Source organism: Rhizobium sp. CF142, from assembly GCF_000281145.1.
In the GTDB taxonomy this organism is placed as follows: Bacteria; Pseudomonadota; Alphaproteobacteria; order Rhizobiales; family Rhizobiaceae; genus Rhizobium.
This window is the reverse complement of sequence record NZ_AJWE01000010.1, coordinates 24,657-51,104: the sequence shown is the minus strand read 5'-3', so window position 1 is coordinate 51,104 and position 26,448 is coordinate 24,657. Positions and strand designations below refer to the sequence as shown.

Annotated in this window: 21 protein-coding genes; 7 read left to right on the top strand and 14 right to left on the bottom strand. The window is 60.0% G+C overall.

What is annotated here, in order from left to right:
• Nucleotides 1-72 precede the first annotated feature (72 nt).
• Entirely contained in the window at nt 73-942 is an 870-nt protein-coding gene (locus PMI11_RS02830; RefSeq protein ID WP_051034528.1) for an IclR family transcriptional regulator, read from the top strand.
• 78 nt (nt 943-1,020) lie between these two features.
• On the opposite strand, the gene PMI11_RS02825 is transcribed toward PMI11_RS02830, so the two are convergent.
• The 3 genes from PMI11_RS02825 to PMI11_RS35930 form a co-directional block, all read right to left on the bottom strand.
• Nucleotides 1,021-2,145, bottom strand: coding sequence for a Gfo/Idh/MocA family protein (locus PMI11_RS02825; protein ID WP_007813074.1), 1,125 nt, complete (start codon nt 2,143-2,145; stop codon nt 1,021-1,023).
• A gap of 9 nt (nt 2,146-2,154) precedes the next feature.
• The gene (locus PMI11_RS02820) at nt 2,155-3,084 is read right to left on the bottom strand and encodes a sugar phosphate isomerase/epimerase family protein (RefSeq protein ID WP_007813072.1); all 930 of its coding nucleotides are present in this window, start codon (nt 3,082-3,084) and stop codon (nt 2,155-2,157) included.
• A gap of 209 nt (nt 3,085-3,293) precedes the next feature.
• Nucleotides 3,294-4,352 (bottom strand): substrate-binding domain-containing protein, encoded by a 1,059-nt coding sequence (locus tag PMI11_RS35930; RefSeq protein ID WP_007813070.1) that lies wholly within the window; start codon nt 4,350-4,352, stop codon nt 3,294-3,296.
• Nucleotides 4,353-4,578: 226 nt separating this feature from the next.
• On the opposite strand from PMI11_RS35930, the gene PMI11_RS02810 reads away from it, so the two are divergent.
• The 6 genes from PMI11_RS02810 (at nt 4,579) to PMI11_RS02785 (ending at nt 11,830) form a co-directional block, all read left to right on the top strand.
• Nucleotides 4,579-5,508: an aldo/keto reductase gene (locus PMI11_RS02810; RefSeq protein WP_007813068.1), complete on the top strand. Its 930-nt coding sequence runs from the start codon at nt 4,579-4,581 to the stop codon at nt 5,506-5,508.
• A gap of 263 nt (nt 5,509-5,771) precedes the next feature.
• Nucleotides 5,772-6,518 (top strand): phosphoglycerate mutase family protein, encoded by a 747-nt coding sequence (locus PMI11_RS02805; RefSeq protein WP_007813065.1) that lies wholly within the window; start codon nt 5,772-5,774, stop codon nt 6,516-6,518.
• Between the two features lie 162 nt (nt 6,519-6,680).
• Nucleotides 6,681-7,379 carry a GntR family transcriptional regulator gene (locus tag PMI11_RS02800; protein ID WP_007813063.1) on the top strand — a complete coding sequence of 233 codons (699 nt, stop codon included), beginning with the start codon at nt 6,681-6,683 and terminating at the stop codon, nt 7,377-7,379.
• Nucleotides 7,380-7,815: 436 nt separating this feature from the next.
• Complete coding sequence (locus PMI11_RS02795) at nt 7,816-9,015, top strand: amidohydrolase family protein (RefSeq protein WP_007813061.1); 1,200 nt, start codon at nt 7,816-7,818, stop codon at nt 9,013-9,015.
• Nucleotides 9,015-10,589: a gamma-glutamyltransferase family protein gene (locus PMI11_RS02790; RefSeq protein WP_007813059.1), complete on the top strand. Its 1,575-nt coding sequence runs from the start codon at nt 9,015-9,017 to the stop codon at nt 10,587-10,589. Before PMI11_RS02795 ends, PMI11_RS02790 begins: the two co-directional genes overlap by 1 nt.
• Nucleotides 10,586-11,830, top strand: a complete 1,245-nt coding sequence (locus PMI11_RS02785) for an amidohydrolase family protein (protein ID WP_007813057.1) — start codon at nt 10,586-10,588, stop codon at nt 11,828-11,830. The genes PMI11_RS02790 and PMI11_RS02785 overlap by 4 nt, the downstream gene beginning before the upstream one ends.
• A 49-nt stretch (nt 11,831-11,879) precedes the next feature.
• On the opposite strand, the gene PMI11_RS02780 is transcribed toward PMI11_RS02785, so the two are convergent.
• From PMI11_RS02780 to PMI11_RS02730, 11 genes are all read right to left on the bottom strand, one after another.
• On the bottom strand, nt 11,880-12,623 hold the full coding sequence (locus PMI11_RS02780) for a tyrosine-protein phosphatase (RefSeq protein ID WP_007813056.1): 744 nt from the start codon (nt 12,621-12,623) through the stop codon (nt 11,880-11,882).
• Between the two features lie 2 nt (nt 12,624-12,625).
• Nucleotides 12,626-13,486 carry a carbohydrate ABC transporter permease gene (locus PMI11_RS02775; protein ID WP_007813054.1) on the bottom strand — a complete coding sequence of 287 codons (861 nt, stop codon included), beginning with the start codon at nt 13,484-13,486 and terminating at the stop codon, nt 12,626-12,628.
• Nucleotides 13,476-14,429, bottom strand: a complete 954-nt coding sequence (locus PMI11_RS02770) for a carbohydrate ABC transporter permease (protein ID WP_007813053.1) — start codon at nt 14,427-14,429, stop codon at nt 13,476-13,478. Before PMI11_RS02770 ends, PMI11_RS02775 begins: the two co-directional genes overlap by 11 nt.
• A gap of 81 nt (nt 14,430-14,510) precedes the next feature.
• The gene (locus tag PMI11_RS02765; RefSeq protein WP_007813051.1) at nt 14,511-15,806 is read right to left on the bottom strand and encodes an ABC transporter substrate-binding protein; all 1,296 of its coding nucleotides are present in this window, start codon (nt 15,804-15,806) and stop codon (nt 14,511-14,513) included.
• Between the two features lie 16 nt (nt 15,807-15,822).
• Nucleotides 15,823-16,665 (bottom strand): metallophosphoesterase family protein, encoded by an 843-nt coding sequence (locus PMI11_RS02760; protein ID WP_007813049.1) that lies wholly within the window; start codon nt 16,663-16,665, stop codon nt 15,823-15,825.
• A 111-nt stretch (nt 16,666-16,776) separates the two neighbouring features.
• Nucleotides 16,777-17,418, bottom strand: coding sequence for a TetR/AcrR family transcriptional regulator (locus PMI11_RS02755; RefSeq protein ID WP_007813047.1), 642 nt, complete (start codon nt 17,416-17,418; stop codon nt 16,777-16,779).
• Between the two features lie 166 nt (nt 17,419-17,584).
• Nucleotides 17,585-19,309 (bottom strand): peptidoglycan D,D-transpeptidase FtsI family protein, encoded by a 1,725-nt coding sequence (locus tag PMI11_RS02750; RefSeq protein ID WP_037070581.1) that lies wholly within the window; start codon nt 19,307-19,309, stop codon nt 17,585-17,587.
• 581 nt (nt 19,310-19,890) lie between these two features.
• Entirely contained in the window at nt 19,891-21,201 is a 1,311-nt protein-coding gene (locus PMI11_RS02745; RefSeq protein ID WP_007813039.1) for an HlyD family type I secretion periplasmic adaptor subunit, read from the bottom strand.
• On the bottom strand, nt 21,188-22,981 hold the full coding sequence (locus PMI11_RS02740) for a type I secretion system permease/ATPase (RefSeq protein WP_244430528.1): 1,794 nt from the start codon (nt 22,979-22,981) through the stop codon (nt 21,188-21,190). The genes PMI11_RS02745 and PMI11_RS02740 overlap by 14 nt, the downstream gene beginning before the upstream one ends.
• A 61-nt stretch (nt 22,982-23,042) precedes the next feature.
• Nucleotides 23,043-23,780, bottom strand: coding sequence for a hypothetical protein (locus tag PMI11_RS35925; RefSeq protein ID WP_007813035.1), 738 nt, complete (start codon nt 23,778-23,780; stop codon nt 23,043-23,045).
• 76 nt (nt 23,781-23,856) lie between these two features.
• Nucleotides 23,857-26,256: a TonB-dependent receptor gene (locus PMI11_RS02730; RefSeq protein WP_081493206.1), complete on the bottom strand. Its 2,400-nt coding sequence runs from the start codon at nt 26,254-26,256 to the stop codon at nt 23,857-23,859.
• Nucleotides 26,257-26,448: the final 192 nt, after the last annotated feature.

Sequence of the window (26,448 nt, the reverse complement as noted above, 5' to 3'; positions counted from 1 at the left end):
CGCGATTGCGTGAACTCCGCGCATTGCTTATGGAAGGCTAAGCATTGCCTGATGGGCCTGGCAGGATTTTCAATGACCGACATTAGTGAAGACGCCGCGCAGAAATATCGTATCCCCGTCATCGAACAGATGGTGGAGGTGTTCGCGCTTCTGGAGCGCACGCCGGAAGGCGCGACGATCCGCGACGTGGTCAAAGCGGTACGGCTGTCACGCACCACCGTCTACCGGATGCTCAACACGCTGAGCGCCTACGATTTCGTGCATCGCTCGCCAGCGGGAAGCTATACGCTCGGCCGCCGCCTCCTGACACTTGCGGCCCATGTCGCGCCGACCGTTGCGAGTTACGACCTGCTAGCGATCGCGCAGCCGCATCTGAACAAGATCTCCGAGCTTCTGGGTGAAGGCAGCAAGCTGACGGTACCGTCAGGCGACAATATTCTGGTTGTCGCCTCGGCGCAGGGGCATGGCCAATATGCGCTATCGGCGACGGCCGGCCAGCGCCTGCCGTTTCATGCAGGTGCGGCCGGCAAGATCCTGCTTGCCTTTTCACTGCAGGAGGACATCGAGCGGCGTCTGACCAAGCTCGAGCGCTTCACCAACCAGACGATTACCGATCCCAAGCAGATGCTTGAAGAGCTTGCGCAGATCCGCAAGCGGAATTGGGCGCGGGACATGGGCGAGCAGATGTCCGGCGTTCATGCGATCGCAGCCCCGGTCAGGGACCATCAGGACACGGTCATTGCAGCCGTCAGCGTTCCTTTCGTCACAGGCGTCGACGAAAAGCGCGTAGCAGACATCAAACAGGCGGTGATCGCGGCAGCGCAATCGATCACCAACGACATCCGATCCGCAACGCCCGCGGCGCCAGCGGTGGGGCTCGCCACAGAAAAGCCTGCACCAAAACGTTCAGCTCAGAAGACGGTGGCAAAGCCGAAACAGTGATAGACGTCTAGCAGCCCAAGGCCTCTTCCCCTCGGCGGACGGTGCATTCGCGCATCGCCCGGCCGGCCGGGAGGAGCCCTACGTGAACTTGCCCTCCTTCAAATGCTTCGGGATCGGATCTGGGCGGCCGCAACTGCTTTGGATGGCAACCGGGCGTTTCGACTGAGCAGACCGTTCAAAGGCGGTCATCACCTCGAGCGCGTGGAAGGCGAGTTCCGACGAAACGCGATGCGGCCTGCCGGAACGCAGTGAATCCACCATCTCGGCAGCACCAAGCCCTCTCAGGCCGAGATGACCGGGAACACCTTCGACATAGGGATGGTCGATTGCCACCTCCTCCCAGGCCTGATCGCCCTCGGTGAAGATCTCGACCTTGCCCGTGAAGTTGTTCGGGTCCGGCGTTACCATCGAGCCCTTGGAACCGTAGATTTCGATCTGGTTGTGCTTGTGTTTGATGACGTCAAAGCTTGTGGCGATCGTCACCGTCGCGCCGCTATGGAACTCCATGACGCCGGTCAGATGCGTCGGCGTCAGCACCTTGATCGTCTCGCCGAAACGTGGCTGCGTCTTCACAGTCCGCTCTATGCGGGTGACTTTGGCCGCGCCGAAGACTTCGCGAACCGGCCCGAGAAGAGCAATCAGATTGGTGACGTAATAGGGGCCGACGTCGAGCATCGGCCCGCCGCCGCGACCGTAGAAGAAGGCCGGATTGGGATGCCAATGCTCGTGACCAGGCAGAAGCAGCATGGCGGTTGCGGAAATCGCCGTGCCGATGCGGCCTTCATCGTAGAGACGCCGCGTCAGCTGATGACCGCCGCCAAGGAAAGTATCGGGCGCGCAGCCGAGTCGCAGATCGCCAGCGCGGGCAAGGGCCATCAGTTCCTCGGCCTCTTCCATGGAAACCCCGAGCGGCTTTTCGGAGTAGACGTGTTTGCCGGCAAGCAGCGCCTTCTTGCTGATCGAATAGTGAGCGGTCGGCGTGGTCAAGTTGATGATGAGGCCGATTTCGGGGTCGGCGAGCATTGAATCGAGCGACACCGACTGGACGCCAAACTGCTCGGCAAGCTTGCGCGCAGGCTCTTGGTAGAGATCGTAGATCGACTTCACGCGAATGAAATCGAACATATGCAGCGTCGCGACATAGGTGGCGCTGATATTCCCGGCACCGACGATGCCGACTTTCATGGGGCCGTTCCCGCTCATTTTTGTTCCTCAGGCGATGATGATGTCGAGTTCTGCAGCGCAGTCGCGCAGGTAGCGGATGCCGCGTTTCATTTCGGAATCGAATTCCGGTGTGGCTTCCCGGAAATGGGTCCAGTGCGATGCGCCCGGTGCATCCTCGAGCTCCAGCGTGATCGGCCCGGAATAACCGATCGTTCGCAAGGCTGCGAAAATCGCCTTCCAGTCGATCTTGCCGCGGCCGGGGCGCCAGTGGGCATTAGTGTGCCCTTCATTGTCGGAGAAATGCGTGTTGTAGATCCGGTCTCCGAGCGACAGCACCACGTAATGCGGCATGTCGCCGGCAGGAAAGAGATGACTTGGATCGAAATTGAGCCCTAGGTTGGGGGCGCCCGTGCGCTCGATCAACCGCAGCATTCCCTGACCTGAGCTGACCCAGCGATAGGGATGCGGTTCGATCGCGACACGCAGCCCGGCATCAGCGGCAATGGTGCAGGCTGCCGCGAAACCTTCGACGACGACCTCATATTCCTCCGCCCAATCCCATTCGGGCTTCACGACGGCCGACCATTCCTGGGCCGTCGGCCGCTGCAGGATCGGCCTGATATCCGACTGGAAAGGATAAGGCGTCATGCTTGTCATGATCGGCGTGCCGATCTTTGCAGCCAGCTCGACGCCGCGCTTATAGGCATCCAGGTCTACGCGAGAAATCGGTGCGTTATCATCACGCGAAAATGGCAGATTGTAGAAGAAGTTGGTCAGCGTCAGCCCTTCACCGTCTGCGATCGACTTGAGTTCGCGGATCGTCTCGTCGGTGTAATAACCGAGCATGTCGACCGACCATGCAGTCAGCTCGAAACCTTTGCAACCGGTGGCCGCCAGCCGGCGCAGAGGCGCCGCATAAGGCGGATTCCAGTTGAACGTCCAAATTGGCGAACCGAAAAAAAGTGCTTGAGCACCCACGCCGTCCTCCCATCATTATCGCAGCGTCTTTATCTTCCTTCTGGAGCGCTCCAACCCGCTCCAGAAGTCAATTCGTAACGTTACGAATGCATGATGGCAACTACCCTGTCAACGTCGTCACCCATGGAATTTGTGCCGCATTGCGGTAGGGAAAGATGAATTCGTAACGTTACGAATGACTTGACCTGCGTAAGATTTCTGAGGGATTTTTAGCGCAGGCTGAATTCACTGCGGCGTTCGACAAAACTGGCGCGGACAATCTCGATCAGGCCGGATGCCGGCTCGCCGTGTATCGACCTGTAGAGGAGGTCGCTGAGACGCTGTCCGATGATGAAATTCGGAAAATAGTAGGTACTGAGCGGCGGATTGTAGAAATCATGGAGACGACTGCCGGAATAGGTCAGGATGGAAAAATTCTCGCCGACTTTTCGCCCAAGATCCGCGAGAGCGGAAACGAAGCCGAGGGCTGCCTCGTCGCTTGCCACGAAGGCGCTCATGACATCAGGATATTTGGCAAGCGCATCAACGGCAATCTTCTTGCCGCTATCAGGTGTGGTTGCAGTGAAGAACATCCGCTCGTCAGGAACAGTCAGGTTCCTGCGGTTGAATTCAGCTGTCCAACCCTTGATGAATTGCAGGCTGTAGGTGAACTGGCTGGAGGGCGCGACCAGCAGAGGCGCCTTGTGTCCGGCATCGAGCAGCCGCGCCGCTGCAGCCGCGCCGATCTCCTCGTGGTCGATATCGATGCTCGGATGTTTGCTGAGCAGCTCGGTGCGTCCGAAGGTGACAAAGGGCATGCCGACCTCCAGCAGATATTTCACCCGTTCGTCCTGCGGCCTCGTATGGGTAAGGATGAGACCATCGACGGTCCCCTCCTCGACAAGGTCCCGCACCGTTGCGAGTGGGTCGTCAGCCTGAAACTGCGGGGCGACCGTCGTGCGGTAGCCATGTTGCTTCATTGCGCCGCAGAAGCCCTCGATCAGCGAGGCCACCACGATATTCATCTCGCCCTCCCGATGGAACGGCATGATGACGCCGACGGCATGTGTCTTGCCCGTTCTCAGATTGATGCCGCCGAGGTTCGGTCGGTAACCGAGATCAGACGCGGCTTTTTTGACGAGGTCGATCGTCTCGCGGTTAACCTCAGGGCCATCCTTCAAGGCGCGGCTGACGGTCGTGACGGAAAGGCCGAGCGACTTCGCTACAGTGCGCAGGGTCACCCGTTGTGCTGCCCGGCGGGATGCCGCCAGTTTTGCTTGATCCGCCACGCAGATTTCCTCCAATTCGACAGCCGATGTCCTTGCTGGACCACGGCGATCTCTAGCCTATCATGGGAGCTTCGTCCAAAGGGAGCAGCGGAATCCGAAGCCGACATCGGCGAATTCCCGACACCATCGGTCGTTGACAGCAACAGCTCCGGCTAGCCACGCGGCTGCCGTTCCCGTAATAAGCGGATAACCATTTAGTTATTTCGCAACCCCTGAGGTATTCATCATGAAATTCTATAGGCTTCCGCAGACCGACCTCGACGTGTCGAGCATCGTCCTCGGAATGATGCGGATCGCCAATATGAGCAATGGCGAAATCCAGCAGCTGGTCGGCGGCGCACGCGATGCCGGCGTGACCTTTATCGACCACGCGGACATTTATGGCGGTGCTCCGCATCGCTGCGAGGCTCGTTTCGGGGAGGCGATTTCCCTCACCGCCGCCGAACGCGAGAAGCTTGTCATCCAGAGCAAGGTCGGCATCCGCAAGGGATTTTTCGATTTCTCTGCCGAGCATATTCTGGCCTCGGTGGATCAGTCGCTCGCAGCGTTGAAGACTGACTATATGGACGTGCTTCTGCTGCATCGCCCAGACACGCTTGTCGAACCCGAGGAAGTCGCAGCAGCCTTCGACACGCTCAAATCTGCCGGCAAGGTCCGCCATTTCGGCGTTTCCAACCATACACCTAGCCAGGTCGAACTACTCAAGACCGCGGTCACGCAACCGCTCATCGTCAATCAAGTGCAGCTCAGCATCACCCATGCGCCGCTGATCGCATCGGGCGTTGCCGCCAATATGGCCGGGCTTGATCAATCGATCGATCGCGATAACGGCCTGCTCGATTATTCCCGCATCAACGGTATGATACTGCAGGCCTGGTCGCCGTTCCAGAAGGGCTTCTTCGACGGCGTCTTCCTCGATGATCGCGAAAATTTCGCCGATCTGAACGACGCCATCGATGAACTCGCGAAGGCCTATGGCGTCACGCCGACGGGTATTGCGGTTGCGTGGATCACCCGTCACCCGGCAAAAATCCAGGTCGTGCTCGGCACCACGAAGCCGGCACGTGTCGTCGAAGCCGCGGCCGGTTCATCTGTCTCACTGACCCGCGAGGAATGGTATCGTCTGTTCCGAGCTGCAGGACATACTCTGCCCTAATCTGCCCCGAAGATGCTGCCGGCCGCCCGTCAGTCGGGCGGCCAATACGAAGCGCCGTGGCTCATGCCGCAAGCGACATCTTTGCATATTCGCTCCGCGGCAACCGACCCTCTGGCTGAATGCGGTGCTGAACGTACTGGCAGAACGATACCCGCCCATTCGGCCGGCGTTTTGGGGGCGCCCCGCTATCCAACGCTTCCCGGCCATTGCACACCGCCCTCACGCCCGTCATGATGCCTCATCCTCAGCATACACGGACGGCCATGCACATCTTTCTCGTTCGACACGGCGAATCTCTCGGCAACATCAGCGAGACCGCTTACCGGCAGTTCGGCGATCACAATGTTCCGCTGACGGAATGGGGTTACCGGCAGGCGCTGGCAGCGGGGCGCAGTATCGCTTCCTATCTGGCAGCGCTACCTGGTGTTACGCGGAAGGCGACCATCTGGCATTCGCCATATCTGCGGACGCGCCAGACGAAGGACGCGATCATCGAGGCCGCGTCTGCGGGTGCCATCGGCGATGTGCATGAGGATTACCTGCTGCGCGAACAGGATTTCGGCCTATTTACCGAGATCTACGACCGGGCCGAGCAGCGGCGCAAATTTCCGGAGGAATTTGAGAAATGGGCGCGCCTTCGCAACAATAGCGGCAAGTTCTATGCCCGCCCGCCTGATGGAGAGAGCCGGGCGGACGTTGCCCAGCGGTTGCGCCTGTTTCTGCAAACTGTCATGCATGACATCGGCAGCGGCAACGACACCGTAATCATCGTCGGCCACGGCGTCACCAACCGTGCCTTCGAAATGAATTTCCTGCATCACAGCGTCGAATGGTTCGAGCGCTCCGACAATCCGGGCAATGCCGATGTGACTCTGATCCAGGGTCCGCATGTAGAAGGCTATCGCTCGATGCTTCTGCACAAGGCCGACGACCGCGATCCATCTGCGGCGACGGAAATGCGCGGCGCCTATGGTTCGGAGCTGACGATCGCACCGAAGACCAGCGTCTAAGGTCTGTAGGTAGCGCGATTTAGCCTTCAAAAGAGGGTAGGCTTCTATCATCTGATGCAGAATATTTCAGCGTGGCATCGACGGGTTCGCATAACAAGTATCGCCTTGTTGTATCCCTGATGGCGCGATAATGTATGCAGCATCAACCGAGCCCTTGAAATTATGTCATCCAATTCCGACCGGGTGGATATCGCCCATCGCACACTTCGGCAGGCCATCATCGAGCAGGCGCTGAAAGCCGGCACCAAGCTTCCCGAAGACGAGATAGGCCGGCATTTTTCGATGAGCCGCACTCTGGTCCGCACGGTGCTGGCCAAGTTGCAGGCCCAGGGGCTGGTCGACACCCACCACAAGCGCACGGCCACTGTGGCCCAGCCGAGCCTTGATGAGGCGCGTGATGCTTTTGCCATCCGCCGAGCACTCGAGCGCGAGATGATGAAGGCCGTCATCAAGCGCTGGAACCCAGCAATCGAAAAACTGTTGCGGGAACATGTGCAGGAAGAGGAGGCCGCTCACGCCAAGGGAGATGTGCGCCTGTCGACCCGTCTGGCGGGTGAATTCCACCTGAAGCTTGCTGAATTGTCCGGCAATGCTCTGCTCGAACGCTACCTCTCCGAACTCGTCTCCCGCTGCTCGCTCATCCTTGCCATGTATAGCCGGCCGCATTCGAGCGAATGCGCGATCAGCGAACATTCGGGCCTCATCAACATATTGAAAAAGGGCGACCAGGCTGCGGCGGAACATCTGGTGGACGAACATCTATTGTCAGTTGAAAGCCGCGCTCTGATCGAAGATGATCTTGCCGCAGAGTCCGATATTGGTTCGATCCTGTCGCGATTTTCCACCCGCGCAGCTGGCTGATCTGCCGGTTTTTCAATCGCGTATACAAGATTCTGACTATTATGTAGGCGTGATCTGCTTCCCACATTTTCCGGGTCAGTAGCCACGCTTTCCGGTGAGGCCGTTCATTGCTACTTTTCACTAAACGAATTCGTGTGCTTAGTCTCTTATGGATTTGAATTCGCCATTTTCGATACATTCTGGCATCCATATTGCATACCTAATTCTCAATATCATGTAGACTAAATTTTGCTCATGTCGCATACCGCGTCATCATTGCCGGAATACTGTCTGGAGCTGCGAGGCATCTGCCTATCCGGGCGTCATCGCTAATAATGGGATCGACCTCAGCGCATACAAGGTACGCTGCCGCAGAACTGATCCTCCATCGCTGGAGAATATCCGGACCCTGCATCGGGCGGGGTATGGCCGATAATGGAAGGGAAAGGAAACATCAGTGAGTGCAGTAGAAACAGTCTTCACCAACGCAAGGCTTGCCGACGGTTCGCTGAAAAACATCGTGGTGCGGGACGGCCGGATCGCGGCGATAGAGCCGGCAAGCTCCAGCGAAGGCGCGAAAGATGTCGTCGATATCGGCGGAGCGCTCCTCGTGCCGAGCTTCGTAGAGGGGCACATTCATCTCGACACGAGCTTCTATGGAGGCAAATGGATCCCGCACAAACCGTGCACCAATGGTTTCGACGTGCATGAGCGTGTCGCCTTTCAGGCTGAGAATATGGCTGCCGCAGCGCCCATGGACGAGCGTGCCCGCAACCAGCTCGACCTTTGCATTTCGAACGGCGCCTTGCAGATGCGCAGCCACGTGATGGTCGATGGATCGGTCGGGCTGAAATCGCTCGAAACCATCCTGAAAGTGCGTGAGGAATACGCTGACATCATCGACATCCAGCTCGTCGCCTTCCCGCAAAGTGGCATCCTGAGGAGCCCGGGTACGCCGGAACTGATGGACGAGGCGATAGCAATGGGCGCCGATCTCGTCGGCGGGCTCGATCCGCTCTCTTTCGACCGCGATATCAAGGGTCATCTCGACGTGGTCTTCGGCATTGCCGAAAAGCGTGGCGTCGATGTCGACATCCATCTTCATGACGCCGGCACACTCGGCGCGATGACGATCGAGGAGATCTGTGCTCGCACGACTGCGCTTGGCATGCAGGGGCATGTCGCCGTCAGCCATGCCTACGGCCTCGGCGATCTCGCGCCTGACGCAGCCAAGAAGATCGCTGCCCTGATCGCCGGAAGCGGCGTCTTGATCATGACCAATGCGCCCGGCAACCACAATTTCCCTCCGGTCGCACTGCTGCGCGCCGCCGGCGTCACCGTCTTCAGCGGCAGCGACAATATCCGCGATTCCTGGTGGCCCTTCGGGGATGGCGACATGCTGCGCCGCGCAGAGATTATCGCCTACCGCTCCGGCTTCTACACCGATGCGGAACTCAGCGCCGCCTTCGACGTGGTGACATCAGGCGGTGCCAAGGCGCTACGACTGGAAGGCTACGGTATTGCTGTCGGCGCAAAGGCCGATTTCGTCACCCTTGCCGCCGAGCATGTGCCGGAGGCCGTCGTCGCCATTCCAAAGCCACGCCGCGTCTTCAAGGAAGGCCGCCTCGTTGCCGAAAACGGCTCCGTGATACGCTGATGTCCAATCCCGTCACCCAGAATACTCGAGCTGACACGTCGTCCCGCGGCGCCATGATTGTGACGCCGCATTGGCTTGCCAGCGAGGCAGGCGCGAAGGTGCTCCGGCGCGGAGGAAATGCCATTGAAGCGCTGGTTGCCGCCGGCGCAGCTCTTTCGGTCACCTACCCGCATTTCTGCGGGCTCGGCGGCGATGGCGTCTGGCTGGTCGCGGATGAGACGGGCAAAGCACAAACCTTCCTGGGCATTGGTCAGGCGGCGGGCATCATTCCGGACGGAGACATCCCACTTCGCGGTGCCCGCTCCACGCTGACGAGCGCCTGCCTCGTCGATAGCTGGGAGAAGGTGCTTGCCCATTCCGTGGCCCAATGGGCGGGGTCGGAGAGCCTACCAAGCCTGCTTGACGATGCAATCGCCCTGGCGGACGACGGCTTCGAAGTCAGCCGATCGCATGCCTTCTGGTACGAATTCCGCTGCAGCGAGCTGGGCGGCTGGCCGGGCTTCACGAACCTCTTCCAGGCAAAAGGCATTCAGCGGCAGCTGGCGCTCAGCAAGACGCTTGAGGCCATTGCCCGCCATGGCATCCGTGAATTCTATGAGGGCGCGCTTGCCCGGCGGATCGCCATTGGGCTTGCAGAAGCCGGCTCGCCGCTTTCGGCCGCCGATCTCGCTGCAACACGAACCGATATCGCGACCCCGCTCCGGCAGACCTATCGCGACACAACCCTGCTCGCACCGCCTCCCCCAACCCAGGGAATAACGACGCTCGGTATCATGGGCGTGCTCGACCATTTGCCGATGACGGATTTCCCTCCCGATAACGCGGGCTTCTACCACAGGCTTGTCGAAGCGGTGAAACAAGCCTTCCTCGACCGGCACGCGATCGCCGATCCCCGCTTCGCAACCGATGTTTCACAGGAACTGCTCGATCCGTTGCGGCTCGCAGCAAAGGCGGCGGCAATCGATCCCGGCCGCGCATTAGCATGGCCGCAGCCCTATCGGCATGGCGACACGGCCCTGCTTGCGGCTGTCGATAGCAAGGGGCGCTGCGCCTCGCTGCTGCAAAGCCTCTACTTCGACTGGGGCAGTGGCGTTGTGGTCGGCGATACCGGTATCCTCTGGCAGAACAGGGGAGCGGCCTTCAGCACCGACCCCGCCAGCCCCAATGTCGCCAGTCCCGGCAAGCGACCGTTCTACACGCTCAATCCCGGGCTCGCTCTCAAGAACGGTCGACCGCATCTCGTCTACGGCACGCAAGGAGCCGATGGACAGCCCCAGACTCTGTCGCTGCTTCTCAGCCTGCTGATCGACCATGGGCTCGATCCAGCCGCCGCGCTATCCCGCCCGCGCTTTTTGCTCGGCCGCACCTTCTCCGATAGCCGGGATAGCCTGAAGATCGAGGAAAATGCCGGCTCGGAAATTGTGACCGCGCTCGCCGCCATGGGCCATGAGATATCGACGATCGACAGCTTCAGCCCGCTCGGCGGCCAGGCCGGCGTGATCCGCATCGGGCAAGATGGGATGATTGACGGCGCCCACGATCCGCGTAGCGACGGAGGCGCTATCTCGCTGTGACGATCACCAACCAATTGTTCGATCTCGTTATCCGCAACACCCGCATTGAAGAAAATGGCGCGCTCATCGACATAGCCGTGCGAGAGGGCCGGATCGCTGACATCGGATCCGATATAAGGTGCGAGGCGATCGAAAGCGTCGATGGCGAGGGCGCCTTCGCCTTCGGTGGATTTGTGGACACACACATCCATCTGGACAAAGCCTGCATTCTTGACCGCTGCACGATTTGCGAAGGGACGCTTGCCGAGGCGGTACGGGAAACAGCAAAGGCCAAAGCGGGTTTTGAGGGAGAGGATGTCTATGTCCGGGCCGCACGCGTCGTAGAGAAGGCGATTTCGTACGGTACCACGCGGATGCGCACCTTCGTCGAGATCGACCCTCGCGCCGGTTTCCGTTCTTTCGAGGCAATCAAGCGCATCCGCGCGAATTATGCCTTCGCTGTCGATATCGAGATCTGCGCCTTCGCGCAGGAGGGGCTGACGAACGAGCCCGAGACATTAGGCATGCTCGACGCCGCCCTTTCCAATGGTGCGGATCTGGTCGGCGGCTGTCCCTATACGGACCCCGATCCCAACAGGCATATCGAAATGATCTTCGCGCTGGCACTGAAACATGACGTGCCGGTCGATTTCCATCTCGATTTCAACCTCGATCCTCACCGAACCGATCTGCCGGCAGTGATCGAGGCCACGCTTCGTCACGGCTGGCAGGGTCGCGTGGCAATCGGCCACGTCACCAATCTCTCTGCCATGTCGCAGGCAGAGATCGTCGCCATCGCCGATAGGCTGGCTGAAGCCGGCATTGCACTTTCCGTTCTGCCGTCCACCGATCTATTCCTGAACGGGCGCAGTCATGACCGTCTGGTGCCGCGCGGCGTCGCGCCCGCTCATCTGCTGGCAGGCCGTGGTGTCGCCACCTCCATTGCAACGAACAACGTCCTCAATCCCTTCACTCCCTATGGCGATGCCTCGCTGATCCGTATGGCCAATCTCTTTGCCAATGTCGCCCAGCTCTCGCGGGAAGAGGACATGGCGCTGGTTTTCGACATGGTGACAGAGGGGGCGGCAAGCCAGCTCGGCGGCGTCAGACGGTTGCAAGTGGGTGCCGAGGCGACGATCGTGCTGCTCGATAGTTCCGGTCCGCGTGCGGCGGTACGCGAGATCGCCCGCGTCATTGCCGGCTGGAAGGGCGGACGCAGGAGTTTCGATAATGGCAGACCGCGTCTTTATCGACCGGGCTGACGTTCGATTTACGCAGGCTGCCCTCTCGCTCAACGCGTCAGAGCAACGCTCAATCGCACAGCCGCTGTCTGAGGCTGGTGATTTCCGCTTCGCCCAAGCCTATCTGCGCGAGATAGGAACCAACGCGGCCATAATGACCGGCAAGGTACCCGAGTGCCCGGGCCATGCTCTGCGGTGCCGAGGCGAGTATCAGGTCTGCAAGGTCCGAAGGTACGCCGCGTGCGATTGCCCGTGCCCGGAAGTCGGTAAGCAAGGGAGCGAATATCGAACCGGTCAGCGTATAATCTTCGATGATCGTCGCTTCATCGACGCCGGCGTGCGCCAGCATCAGAGCGGCAATGATGCCGGTGCGATCCTTGCCGGCCGTGCAATGGAAGAGAACGATCCCATCAGGTGCGTGTGCGATCGTCGTCAGCACCCTGGCGATTGCCGGCTGGCAATTGTCGAGGGCATGGCAGTAGCGGTCGCCCATGTCGAAATCGGTCGTTTCCGCTGCCATCAATTCGACCGGCGCTAGGGCCGAAAACAACGAGACGTTTTCGTAGTGAACGCGCGGATCATTCAAGAACGGATTGGCTTCACGTGCGAGTTCCTGAGGATTGCGCAGGTCGATCACCGTCGTGACCCCGTGGGCGATCAGCGCCTCGATGTCGGCCTCACTCAGCGCATGCAGGGCGTCGCCGCGCAGGACCGAGCGCCAGCGCGTCTGCCTGTCATTGCCGGCCGGATAGCCGCCAAGGTCGCGCACGTTATGGGCGCCTTCCAGCGCGATAAGTCTCTGATGATTTTGCATGATCAGCGGATTCCGGATTTCATGAAGGATTCGATGACGTGGCGCTGGAGCACGAGATAGATCAGCAGGATCGGCAGACTGGCGAGTGCCGCCGCCGCCATCAGCGGCCCCCAGAGGTTGCCCTCCTGGGTCATGAACATCTGCAGGCCGATCTGCACGACCGAATTCTCGGGCTTTCGCGACAGGAGCAGCGGCCAAAAATATTCGTTCCAGGCGGAAATGACGGCGATGATCGACAAGGAGGCGATGGGCGCGCCCATGTTGGGCGTGACGATCTGCCAGAGAATGCGGAAGCTGCGTGCCCCGTCCATGCGTGCAGCCTCCAGTACTTCGGTCGGGAAAGCACGCATCGCGTGATAGAGGAGCAGGATCGCAAAAGCGTGGGCGGCATTCGGCACGACCAGACCCGTCAAGGTGTCGAGCAAGCCAAGCCGGGAGGCCAGCACATAGTTCGGGATCATCGTGACCTGAAAAGGTACGAGCCAGGAGAGCGCAATCAGACCATGGACGACCGATGAAAGCCGCATGCGCCAGCGCACCAGCGCATAGGCGGCAAACATGCCGGTCACGACCTGCAGCAAGGCGGTCGCGGCAGACACGATCGTTGTGTTGAGGAGCATCTGCAGCATCGGCACGCGCGTCAACACGAAGAAGTAATTGTCGAAGGTCGGACGGGACGGCCAGAGTGCTGTGGAGAAGATCTCGTTCTCTGGTCGCAACGATGTGACGATCATCCAATAGATCGGAAAGATCGAAACGATAGAGAGTACGACCATTACCGCGTGCACGCCGAACTTGCGCGCGAACCCGGGGGAGAGCGCCGATCGGCTCGAGTGATGATCGTCGAGGGCATCAGTTGTCATAGAAGGCAAACCTCTTCGTCAACCACATGCAGAGGGCGGCAAGCACCGCGAAGCCGGCAAAAGCGATCATGCCAGCAGCAGAGCTCCAGCCGGCCGAAAGCGTCTGGAACCCGTATTCCCAGAGCAGGTAGAAGATGTTGGTGGTGGACTTCAGCGGGCCGCCATTGGTCAGCACATTGATATAAGCAAAGCTCCACTGCGCGCCGAAAAGCACCGTCATCATCGACAAAAGCAGGATCGTCGGAGAGAGCAACGGCAGCCTGATATCGCGGATGATGCGCCAGCGGCTGGCACCGTCGATGCGCGCGGCTTCGATATAGGACGGGTTGATACCCGCATTGGCGGCGGAAAAGAGCAGCGTCGAAAAGCCGATCAGCTTCCAGCCGGTGATCCAGGTCAGCGTCGGCAGGGCATAGGCGGGATCGGTCAGAAAACCGATGCGGCCGAGGCCAAGACCCTCGAGAGCAAGCGTCATAAGCCCCTGGTCTTCGTTCAGCAGCCAGCGCCACAGGATGGCGGCTACGACTGGAGCAATGATCATCGGCACGAAGATCATCGACCGGTAGATCGTCCGGGCACGGCCGCCGAGATCCTGCGTCCAGATCGCCACGAAAAGCGGAATGATCACCGACATCGGAAACAGGCCGATCGTGTAATAGAGCGTGTTCCAGAGAGCGTTGCGCATTTCCGGCAGCGCCAGCAGCCGCTGGTAGTTGGTCAGCCCGACAAAGCGTTGCGGCGACGTCGGCAGCATGTTCCACTGATAGAAAGACAGGCGGAATGTCTCGGCAAGCGGGATGTAGGTCCAGATCATCAGCAGAATGAGCGCAGGCGCCAGATAGAGCCAAGGCGCAATGGTAAACCGTTCGCGAGGGATTTCCGACCGGACCGGAGTCATTTTCACTGCGGCGGGGCCGGCCACCTCTGCCTGGGTATCTGTCATTGGTGAAAGCTCCGATCGCTTGTCGGTGAAGGGCAGCCCTCGCCGCTGCCCCTCACCTTCCGCATGAAGATCAAGATGGGCTTATGGCATCAGGTCCTGACCCTGCTCCTGCGCACTCTTCAGCGCTTCGACCGGGTCGCCGCTTCCGAAGACAGCTTCACGAACACCGTCCATCATCATTTTCTCGACCTGGCGATAATTTGGTCCGGGAAAGGCGATATTGGCGGTCAGACGGTCGAGCTGTTTGATGTTGGCCCGGAACATCGGATTTTCCTTGAGCCAGGGGCCGAGATAATTCGGGTCGTCGACGATATCGAGGCGCAGCGGCAGATAGCCAATCTTGCTGGTGATGATCGTGTAGGCTTCCTTGCTCGTCAGATATTTGAGGAGTTCGTAGGAGGCGCGCTGCTTGTCGGGGTCCTTGCTGAAGACGAAGAGGGCGCTGCCGGAATTGGTCGGCGCCGTTGGCTTGTCGCCAAAGGAGGGCATCGGTGCAAGCCGCAGCTCGAACTTGCCCTGAGCCGACTTCTTGACGCTGGACAGTAGTGCGCTCGTATAGAGGAACATGCCCATATTGCCCGCGGCAAACGTGTCGGACGCGCTCGCCGGATCGATCTTGGCATGCGCGCCGCTGTCGACCAGGTTGCGCAGCATCTTCACGGCGTCCGCCGCGTCCTTGTCGGCAAAGGTCAGCTTGTTGCCGTCGCGCACCTTGCCGCCATTCGACATGACGATCGACTGATAGACGAAAGTGCCGTCGGTCGGGCCGTAGGCGCCGGGGAAGAAGCCATTCTTGCCAGTCTTCTCCTTGATGGTCTTGCCGGCAACGTTGATATCGTCCCAGGTCCTCGGCGGCTTGTCCGGATCGAGACCCGCCTGCTTGAAGAGGTCGGCATTGTAAAACAGGATCGGAGTCGAGAACGTGTAGGCAAGGCCATATGTCTTGCCATCGACCTTGCCGAGTTCGAGGCCCTGCGGAATCATCCCGGTGAGCTGTTCCTTCAGTTCGTTCGCATCGACCATGTCTTCGAGGGCATTGGCGCCGAGATCGCTGGCAATATAGATCAAATCGCGGAACACCAATTGCGCCACGTCCGGCTGCTTGCCGGCGACGATACCAGCCTGCACGCGCGCCATGATCTCGTTGGAGGGGACGGCGACGGTCTCGACCTTGATATTAGGGAATTTCTTTTCAAAACCGGCAATCAGTTCCTTGGTCGCATCGGCCCCGGCGCTCGCCGAGGCGAGATTGTAGTTGTAGAAGTTGATCGTCACCGGCTTGTCGACGGATGCGGGCATTTCGGCGAATGCGCCCGATGGTAAGAGCGAGACGGCGGCGAGTGCTGCCGTGAACTTCAACGTGGTCCTGCGCAACATAGATGTCTCCTGAAATTTATTCGGCCGCGACGGGAACCGCCCGCGCCAACAGCATTTCGAGCGGATAGGTATTGAGTTCGGCGCGGTCGGACGGCAGCGGCACGAAGGCCATAGTGAGGCCGGACGGACGGATGGTGCCGATGCCGAAAGAGGCGCCGCGCACCATGCGCAAAATGTCAGTGCGCAGAATGTCGGTCGCCGCATGCTGGCCGGTGCCGACAACGACCGGGATGCCGTGCCAGACGGACACACGGTCATGATGGATATGGCCGCTGAGGATGCCGATGATACTGCGACCCTTGAGCAGCGCCCCGAAGCGTTCCGACTGCGGAAAATGAATGGTTCGCCAGTGGGTTGCATCAGGTTCCTCACCCAGAGCCGGCGGATGGTGAACGACGATCAGCTTCGGCAGATCGGGATGCGTATCCAGTGTCGAGGCAAGCCAGTCGAACTGCTCCGGATCGATGGTGCCGCCGATCAGTCCCGGTGTCGACGAGTCGATCGTGACGATGTGAATGCCGTCGACGACGACATCGTGATCGTAAGGTGCATCCGGATCGTCCGTTGTGACCGCCATACCCTCGTAAAAACCGGGACGCGTGTCGTGATTGCCGAGGGCATAGATCACCGGCACGTTGATGCGTGCATCCATGATCTCCTTTAATCGGCGGAAGCTCTCCGCATCACCGCGGTTGGTGAGATCGCCGCTGGCGATCACGAATTGCGGCTTAGGCGTGACTGTGGCGACCAGATCGAGCACTTGGTTGAGCGTCTCGGTCGTATCACTGTACAGATGATCGTCATCGGCGGTGCCGATGTGCAGGTCAGTCAGATGAATGAAAGTGGTCTCGCGGCGCATCGGAAGGCTCCCTGACGGTTCTCTGATGAAAACCGATAGAGGGGGCGTGTTTCGCCGGCGTGACGGATTTCGAATGCTGTTCGAAAGACGTTAGGACTTTATCCGCGAAGCTCAGGAAGCCCGACGGAACATCGGCGCAATCACCTCCACCATGCGCGCGATGACGAGGTCTGGGTTGTCGAGATCCATCTGACGATTGGTGAGAAGTTCCGTGCGCTGCCTGCTGCGGGTGACCTGCGAGCGGATGCCGAGCGCACAGTTCAGGCGCCAGCCGATATCGACCTCGTCGAGCCAGGGCGCGATCCGCTTCAATTGCGGAATGAAGGCCCGGTGATGCTCGACATCCTCGATGATGCGACGGTAGTGAGGCGCGCCGTCACGGTGGCTGTGTGCCATCGAAGTGAAATGCGACAGCACCGGATAGCTAGATGTCGGATCGGTCGCCCACCGGATCGATGGGCCAACGAGAGCTGCTATCACCTCGTCGATATCAGGGGGATTGGGTGCCCGCCGATCGACGGCTTTCTGCAGCAGGCTCAGGCGTTCCGCGTTCAGTCGGCGATAGACGCGCTCGGCAACGGCCGTGATCAATTCTTCCTGAGACCCGAAATGATAGGCGATTGCCGAAGGCGTCGCCTGCGCCTGGATCGCAATCCGGCGCGCCGTCAGCTCTTCGGGGGCATGCGCCTCGCAAAGCAGCAACTCGCAGGCGTCCATGAGGCGTTTTGCTGTGACGTTCATTCGACTGGACATGAGGCGCGCACCTCCGCCCAATGACCTAGGCCGCAAGTATGTAGCCCAGATGACGCAACGTGATGAAAGTTCGATGAACTTCATTGCCGGCAACGATGCCGTCAATAATTGCACTGCTCAGCAGCAAAAAACCGGCACGGAGATTTCAAACCGCGCCCGCCACTCCTCAATATGAGGCCAGCAGGTTCTGCCCGAAATCCGGTTCGACACCCAGAATAGGCGCGGCGCGGCTGATGATGTCATGCACCATGGGTGCTGCCGTATTCGTCGCGAAGGTGAGCCCGTGCTGGCCGGTCAGCGGTTCGTCGATGAAGGAAAGCACCACATATTTCGGCGCATCGATCGGAAAGGCCGCGAGATAGGCGTTGAAGCTCAGCGTGTGCGAATAATGGCCGTTGACGACCTTGTTGGCCGTGCCCGTCTTGCCGCCGACATGGAAGCCTGGCACGTCGGCGGTACGTCCGGAACCTTGTTCGCCATTGAGCTTGAAGAGAGCGCGGATCGTGTCGCTTGTGCTTTTCTTGACGATCTGCTGCTCGGTTTTCGCCGCCTCTTCGGCCGAGCGCGGCAGGAAAGTCGGCTCTATCAGCTCGCCGCCATCGACGAGAGCGGCACCGGCGACCGCCGTCTGCAACGGCGTGGTCGCGACACCATGGCCGAAGGAGATCGTGATCGAGTTGATCTTCTTCCATACTTTCGGCTGCGTCGGTGTCTTCACCTCCGGCAGCTCGGTCTGCATTTTCGTCAAGAGGCCAAAGCGGGTCAGATAGTCCTTCTGACGATCCATGCCCACCAGATCCATCATCCTCGCCGTGCCGATATTGGAGGAATAGCGGAAGATTTCCGGAATGGTCAGCCAGCGGCGCGGCACGTCATGGTCGTCGTGGATGATGAAGCCGCCGTAGTGCAGCGGGCCGGTGGCATCGAAACTGTCAGAGAGTTTAACCGTGCCGCTGTCGAGCGCCAATGCCATCGAGAAGGTCTTGAAGGTCGAGCCCATTTCGAAAGTGCCGTTCGACATGCGGTTCAGCCAGCCTTCGCTGCCGGTCGCCTGCGGGTCATTCGGGTCGAAATCGGGAGCGGAAGCCATGGCCAGAACCTCGCCCGTATGGATGTCGAGGATGACGGCGCCTGCGGCCTTGCCCTTATAGGTGGTGATAGCATCGGTGACGACGTCATGAACGACATTCTGCGCCCGGATGTCGATCGACAGCTTCACCGGCTCCAGATTTTCGCGCACCGCAAGCCCAGTGGATTCCAGATCAGAAAGGCCCTGCATGTCGAGATATTTCTCCATGCCGGCCATGCCCTTGTTGTCGATATCGACATAGCCGAGAATGTGGGCCGCCGTGCGCCCGCCAGGATAGAAGCGCTTCACCTCGGGGCGGAAGCCGATGGCGGGAAGGCCGAGAGCCAGAACCTCGCTTTGCTGTTTCGGCGTCAGCTGGCGACGCAGCCATGTGAACTGCGAACGCTTGTCCGACAGTTTCTGGTAGAGCGTCTTTCGGTCGAGTTCCGGGAAAAGCTGTGTGAGCTTCTCGACCGCTTCATCAACATCGACCATATGGCTTGGCTCGGCAAACATCGAAACCGTGCGGATATCGGTCGCCAGAAGCTCGCCGTTGCGGTCGAGGATATCCGGCCGGGAGGCCATAATCGGATTTGGCGGAATGCTCGATGTCGTCGTGTCGACGGCAAGGCCATAATAGATCAGCTTGCCGAACATTCCGACGTAGACGATGCCGAGGACGCCTGCGAGGGTGACAATACGGCTTCTGGCTTGCCGTGCCGTTCCGGCGGTCTTGCGAGCGGCCCGCGTGAAGGGCGCAGATTCGAAGGTGAGCTTCACCAGCCGACCGCTTCTTACGCTGATACTATGAATGATCGACATTGCCACACACCGAGAACAGAACGCACCAGCGCATAACCCGCCCGTCGGCATCGACTCTCAAGGGGATATGTGCGGATTTAAAGCCCTACGCGGCGGAACACATTCTCACGGCTCTGGTAGAACGTTTAAACTTCTCCCCATCTGAGACCTGGATGGTTAACAAGGCCTTATCCGGCTGTGTGCATTTTGTCGCAGCCGCTCTGCGCGGCGCCAAGAACCACCGCAGGATTTAAAACGATTTTAAAATAACCACTTCAAAAACTAATCGATTTTAATTTTGTGGTTAAAATTTTCTTGTTGCAGCGCAAAAGAATTCGAGCCTAAATCCCTCCGAAGGGTCAATTTGCTCCTCGGAGGAACGCATATGACTGTGACATTTCCACTGACTGAAAAGCGCAACGCCGATGAGTTGCTTAAACATCTGATCCAGCACAACCTCTCCTATCCAGGGAACTGTGCCGTTTCGCTCAAGGCTCACGTGGCCCTTGTCACTTCTTCCCATACGTTCGCGCTCAGCACCGCGCGGACAGCTTGGTAGCGATCGACAGCCGCGCTTTTATTTCTAACGATTGCCATCGGCCTCAGTCCTCCCGAAACGCGCGGGAGATTTGGTCGGAAAGCGGTTTGACGAGATAGGAAAGCGCGGTGCGGTCGCCGGTTTTGATCATCACCTCGGCTGGCATGCCGGGGACAAGCGTGAGGTTCTTCAGCTTTTCCTTTTCGGCTTGCGGAATGGCGACGCGCACCAGGTAGTAGGACTGGCCGGACCGTTCATCGGTGGTCAGATCCGCCGCAATTCGGCTGACAAGGCCGTTGAGTTCGGGTGTCGTACGAAGATTGAAGGCGGTCATGCGCAACAAGGCGGTATGTCCGATCTGGATTTGATCCACATCCTTCGGCGCGATCTGAACTTCAAGGGCCAGATCGTCTCCTTCCGGCACGATCAGCATGATCGGATCGCCAGCAGAGATGACCCCGCCGACGGTATGGACCGCCAACTGGTGCACGATGCCGGACTGCGGAGCGACAATATCGATGCGTTTCAGGTCGTCTTCGGCTGCCACTTTGCGCTCGACATATTCGCCGATCTGCGCCTGGACCTCCCGCAATTCGCGCCCGACTTCGGTTCTGAGGTCCTGATCGATCTGCAGGATCTGCAGCCGCGTTTCCGTAATCCGGCCAGCCGATTGGGCCTGGAACGCAATCTTCTCGCCGCGTTCTCCGCCGAATGTCGCAGCCTGAGTCTTGAGGCCGTTCAGCCGCTGATCGGAAACGATGCCCTGTTCGCGCAACCTGTTCAGAGCGGATATTTCCGTATTGAGAACCTCTATTCCCTCGCCATAAGCAACTTCCTGCGCCTTCAGCCCGGCAATTTCATGCTCGAACTGTGCGATGCGCTGATTGAGCTGGGCTTTCTGCCCTTCCCTCGCGTCGCGCCGGGACTGGAACAGACGAGATTCACTGTGGATGGCAGCAGCCACTTCAGGATCACGATTGTTGGCAAGCAGCCAGTCTGGAAAAGCGATGTCATCAAGGTCGTCACGTTCGGCTTCAAGCCGCGCCAGCCGCGCCGCCAGTTCGTTGAGCCGCTTCGTGACGATCGCCAGGTTGGCGCGAGTCTGGGTGGAGTCAAGGCGCATGAGGACGTCACCGGCCCTGACCTCATCACCCTCACCGACAAGGATTTCTCCGACGACCCCGCCCGTCGGGTGCTGGACTTTCTTGACATAGGAATCGACGACGAAATGCCCCGGTGCCACCACTGCTCCGGCAAGATCCGTCACCGAGGCCCAGGCCCCAGCGCCCCCGACCATTGCGAGCGAGGCGATGACGCCCACCATCAGGTGGCGACGGATCGAGCGGCTGACTTCGCGGTCATCAATGTCTGACATCGGCATCCTCCTGACTGTCCGGAGCGGCGCCATTTGCTGCATCGGATGTCGCCTGGGCGACGTTTGCGATCACCCGCAGCGGTGCAGTGCTGACGCCTGTTGCCTGAAAGCCCCGGCCCGCCGGCGGGCCCGAACCGCTCTTGAGAACTTTGGCAAGAACCTCGTCGCGGGGACCAAAGGCCTTTTGCCTGCCGCCCTCGATCATCAGCACGTGATCGACGATCCCAAGCGCACTGGGCCTATGGGCAACGACGACGACGATGCCCTTGCGATCTCGAACCGCGGCGATGGCCCTGACGACAGCTGCTTCACCCTCGGCATCCAAATTGGCGTTGGGCTCATCGAGGACGACCAGAAACGGATCGCGATAAAGGGCACGCGCAAGGCCGATACGTTGGCGCTGACCTGCCGAGAGGGCGGTTCCGGCCTCGCCGATCTGCGTCTCATAGCCGAGTTCGAATTTCAAAATGAGTTCATGGGCACCGGCGGTGCGCGCCGCAGCGATGATCGCTTCCGCATCAGGAGCCTCCTCGAACCTCGAAATGTTCTCGGCAATGGTGCCGTCGAACAGTTCGACGCCCTGCGGGAGATAGCCGATATGTTCGCCGAGTGCGGCGCTGTCCCACTGGTCAAGGCTTGCGCCATCGATCCGGACCTTGCCTGCCGAGGGCTGCCAGGCGCCGACGAGGATCCGCGACAGGGTCGATTTTCCCGATCCGGACGGACCGATCACGCCGAGTGCGCTTCCTGCGGCCAGGGAGAAACCGAGCCCTGCGAGCGTTGGTTTTCTTTCGCCCGGAGGCACGACGGTCACGGCCTCGATGCGCAGCTCACGTTCGGGGCGCGGCAGAGCCGTGACGGGATTGGCCTCGGGGATCTTGTCAAGCAGCTCCTGAAGCCTTGCCCAGCTCTGGCGTGCCATCAGAAACGGCTTCCAGTTGCCGATTGCGAGTTCGATCGGGGCGAGCGCCCTGCCCATCATGATCGAGCTTGCGATCATGATACCGCCCGTGGCCTGCTGCGTGATCACGAGATAGGCACCGACGGCAAGGATGGCGGACTGCAGGATCATGCGCAGCGATTTCGACACGCTTCCTAAGCCACCGCCGATGTCGCCGGCCCGCCGGTTGGCCGCAAGATAGGCGGCGTTGACCTTCAGCCATCGTTTGGCGAGCCGCGCTTCCAGCCCCATCGCGCGAACGACCTCCGCGTTGCGACGGGTGCCTTCGAGCAGGCCGTTGCGGGCCATGTTCTGGGCGATGGTCTCGCGGATGGGGGCTTGTGACAGGACGTTCGTAAGCAGTGTCAGCGAGACGAGAATGATCGCGCCGGCAAGCGCCGTCACGCCGATCCAGACATGGAAAAGAGAGCATATGCCGAGATAAAGCGGCATCCATGGAAGGTCGAAGAAGGCTGTCGGCCCCGTGCCGGACAGGAAGCCGCGGACATTGTCGAGATCCCGCAGCGGCTGCAGGCCGTCACCTTGGGCTCGACTGACCAATGGAAGACGTATCACCGCCTCATGAACGCGGGCGCTGAGCTTTCCGTCGAACCGCTCACCGATCCGCAGCAAGACACGGGCGCGGACGATATCGAGGACAGCCTGAAATGCGTAGAGGCCGGCGGCAAGCAGCGCCAGACCAATCAGCGTCGGAACGCTGCCGCTTGCGAGCACGCGATCATAGACCTGCAGCATGAACAGGGGCGATGTCAGGGCAAGCAGGTTGACGACCCCGCTGATGAGGGCGATGGCGACAGCGTTGCCCTTCAGCGGAAGGATCGTCGCCGCAGCAAAAGGCTGCGACGACGTCCGAACCAAAAATTGGTTCCTCATCGGCCGATCACGCGACGAAGATCAGATCGGAGCTGTCAAGCGTGCCGCCGCCTGCGAAAGCGACGTCGATGCTGTTTCCGGCGTAAGAGATCGTCGAACCGGAAATACTGCCGCCAGCCGTAACGAAATCGTTGTAATCGTCCCAGCCATAGCCGTCGAGAACGATCAGGTCGTTGCCGTCAACGAAGTCGTTGATGGTATCGTCGCCCCATCCGCCGGCATTCAGATCGGCGCGATAATAGAAGGTGTCGAAGTCGCTCGCACCGGCGCCCGTCAGCACGTCGTCGCCGGCAAAGCTGTAAAGGGTCTCGCCGAGGCCGCCGCTATTGCCGGTCTGTGTCGTGCCCTGTTCGCCGAGATAGTCGTAGAGATGCGTCAGGTCTGCGAAGTTGGAGAGGTAGTAGATCGCATAGGTGAACGCCGTGGAGGCGGTCGCGTCCGACAGGTCCAGCGTCAGTACGGTGCTGAGATCGTAGCCGGCCGCCGTGCTGCCGGTGAGGTGCGAGCCGAATTCCAGGGTGTCGAGCGAGCCGACGAAGCCGCCCGGCGGAATGTAGCTGAAATCGCCGTTGAGAACCACGCCAGACTGGGCAGTACCGGCGTTGCCTGCGACCCACTGGTCGTAGGGCGCAGAGCCCGGGCTGAACGAGCCATGGCTGCGATATGAGAAGGAGTTGAGCCACGTGGTTTCGAGATAGTTGACCCAATCGGGCGCACCGGCAGGGACCTGAATTCCTACACTCATTGTCTTTCTCCGTTGATGGTTGGTTGTCCGTCGATCGACGAACCTCGGATCCGCGGCCTGTCGGCCGGGAAATTGCTTAGAACTTGAAGTTGAGCGATGCCGTCGCCGTGCGTCCCGGTCCCGGCAGACTGATGGTCCCGAGCGCCGGGACGTAGGCGACATCAGTGACGTTGTTGACGGCGAAGCGAAGCTTGACGGTGTCGTTGAAGGCGTAGGACCCGTATATGTCGTAGAGCGAATAGTCTTCGGTAACGTAGTTGCTCGCCAGCACGCCGATATTGGGTGATGTGCCGCCGACATGGGTGGCACGACCGCCGATCGTCAGCTTGTCATCGAAAAGCCGCATGCCCGCATCGATGGTGAACTTGTTGCGCGGCGGCACGAAAATGATCGAGGGCTCGATCTCGTAGCTCGTGCCGTCATAGCTGTAGTGGGTGCCGAAATCCGTCTTCAGATAAGTATAGGAAAGGCCCGCATACCATTTGCCTGCGTCGTAGCTCGCCTCCAGCTCGACACCCTTCATGCGCGTCGTGCCGTCGACATTGACATAGGAGGCATAGTCGCGTCCGGTCTCGGCGCGATGGACAGTGCCGAGCGCAATATAGTTTTCGATCTCGCGGTAAAAGCCGACGGCCTTCATGCGCAGGCTGTCATCAGCGGACACAAGCCCATCGGTCGTGACATTCACACCAAGCTCGAAAGTGTTGCCTTCTTCGGCCACGAGATCGGGATTGGGAGCGTTCTCCACGAGATTGACGCCAGGATGACCGCCCGTCAGGAAGGTTTCCATGATCGTCGGCGGACGGAAGCTGCGCGAATATTTGGCGAAAGGCTGCAGCCAGTCGACAGGTTTGACGGCGAGCATGGCGGAGGGCAGCAGCGCGCCGTCCGAATTGTCGACCGGGATGACATTTTCCGGATAGATCGTCACGCGATCGATGGTGCCTGTCCAGATCCGGCAGGTCACGCCATCAGGGAAATACAACCGGCATCTCCGGTTATCGATGGTTTTGACTTCCAGACCATAGAGCGATGCATCGCCCGACAGATTGTAGTAGTCGTAGCGCAGGCCAGCCTGCGCCATCAGCCAATCGTCATGTTCGAATGTAGCACTGGCAAAGGCGCTGTAGACATCGCGATCGCCGGATGGGGTTGTGCCGGTATAAGTGGCCGTCATGTCGACGCCGTTGAGGAAGTAATCCTCGAGTGTCTCCGTCTTCCCGCGGTCGAAGAAAGCCTCGACGCCGTAGTTCAGCGAAAGGGAACCGCCTGAGGTCTCGAAGCGGCTGGTGTTATCGATGCTGAAGCCCAGCGTGCCGAGAGCGTAATTGACGGGAAAACCGTCGTCGTTGATGGCGGAGCCGTAGCGTTTCTCGCGGTTTCGCGTGTGGTTGTACCAGAGGCGTGCGTTGAGATCGATGAGCTCGCTGTCCGGATCCCAGTGGAGGCTGCTGGTAAGAGTATCGTTCAGGACCTGTTGTGTGTCTTCGTCGAGGTTGCCGTCATTGTTGTAGGAGCCCTGACTGAAGTCGGAATCGTTGCGAAGCCAGGTCAGCGACGCATCGAGATCGTCGGTGAGTTCCGCCTCGGCCTTTAGCAGGTAGGAGTAGGAGTCTTGTCCGGTGAAGATCGCCGCTCCGTCATGCACAGAGCTGTCATAAAGCCTGATGTCGCCATTTTCACCGATGTCGTAGGCGCCGATCTTCTTGTGGCTAATGCCACCGAGCACCGAGAAGCTGTCCGACAGTCTGACCGCCGCCATGCTTGCGCCATCGAACTGGAACTCGTTGGTGCCAACGGTCGCGTTTGACTCGCCGCCCCATTGGCGGCCGTCTTCTATGAGGTCATCGGCCTCGATAGTGCGGAAATTGACCGAGCCGCCGAGTGCACCGGCTCCGCCGACACCAGACGCGCCGCTCTTTTCAACGTCGATTTCGCGGATGAAGGCAGTTTCGACATAGGTTCGCTGCGTCGATCCATGACCGTTGCGCTGAAAATTCTGCCTCGCCCCGTCGATCATGGTGACGACGCGATTCTGATCCTGAAGACCGCGAATATTGACCGTGACGCCAGGGTTCTGCCCCTCGGAGCGGTTGGCATAGACGCCGGCGGCCGTGTCGAGCAGGTCGCGCGCGTTGCGGGCGGGAGAGCTTTGAATGGCCTCCCTCGAGATGACGCTGACGCTTGCCGGTTCCTCGTAGACCCAGTCGGGCGTGCCGCGATAGCCCGCGCCGGAACTCGCACGCCGACCGCCCTTGATGACGATCGGCGCAAGCTGGGTAACGCCATCCTCCTGCGGAATAACATTCACGATCTCGGCGCTGCCAATCACCGCTGCGCCGCCATCTCCGGAAATATGGGCCGATACTCCCGTCCCCGACAGCATTCGATCAAGCGCAGCCGCAGGCGTCAATCGGCCAACGACGGGGCTGGTGCTTACCGAGCCGGAAGGCGCCGATGACAGCGTGATTTGCATGCCGGATTGACGCCCGAACGCACGGATCGCACTCGCCAAGGGTTGCGACGGGATATTGAAAGGGAGTGCTGCGGCCGCTTGGGCTTGTACCTGAGCGGTCGGCGCCGACTGCGCGTGAGCGCCGGTCATGACAGATAAAATTGCAAAAGCTGTTGTCGCCGATAGCCGAGCTCGTCGCGTACGCCCACCCGT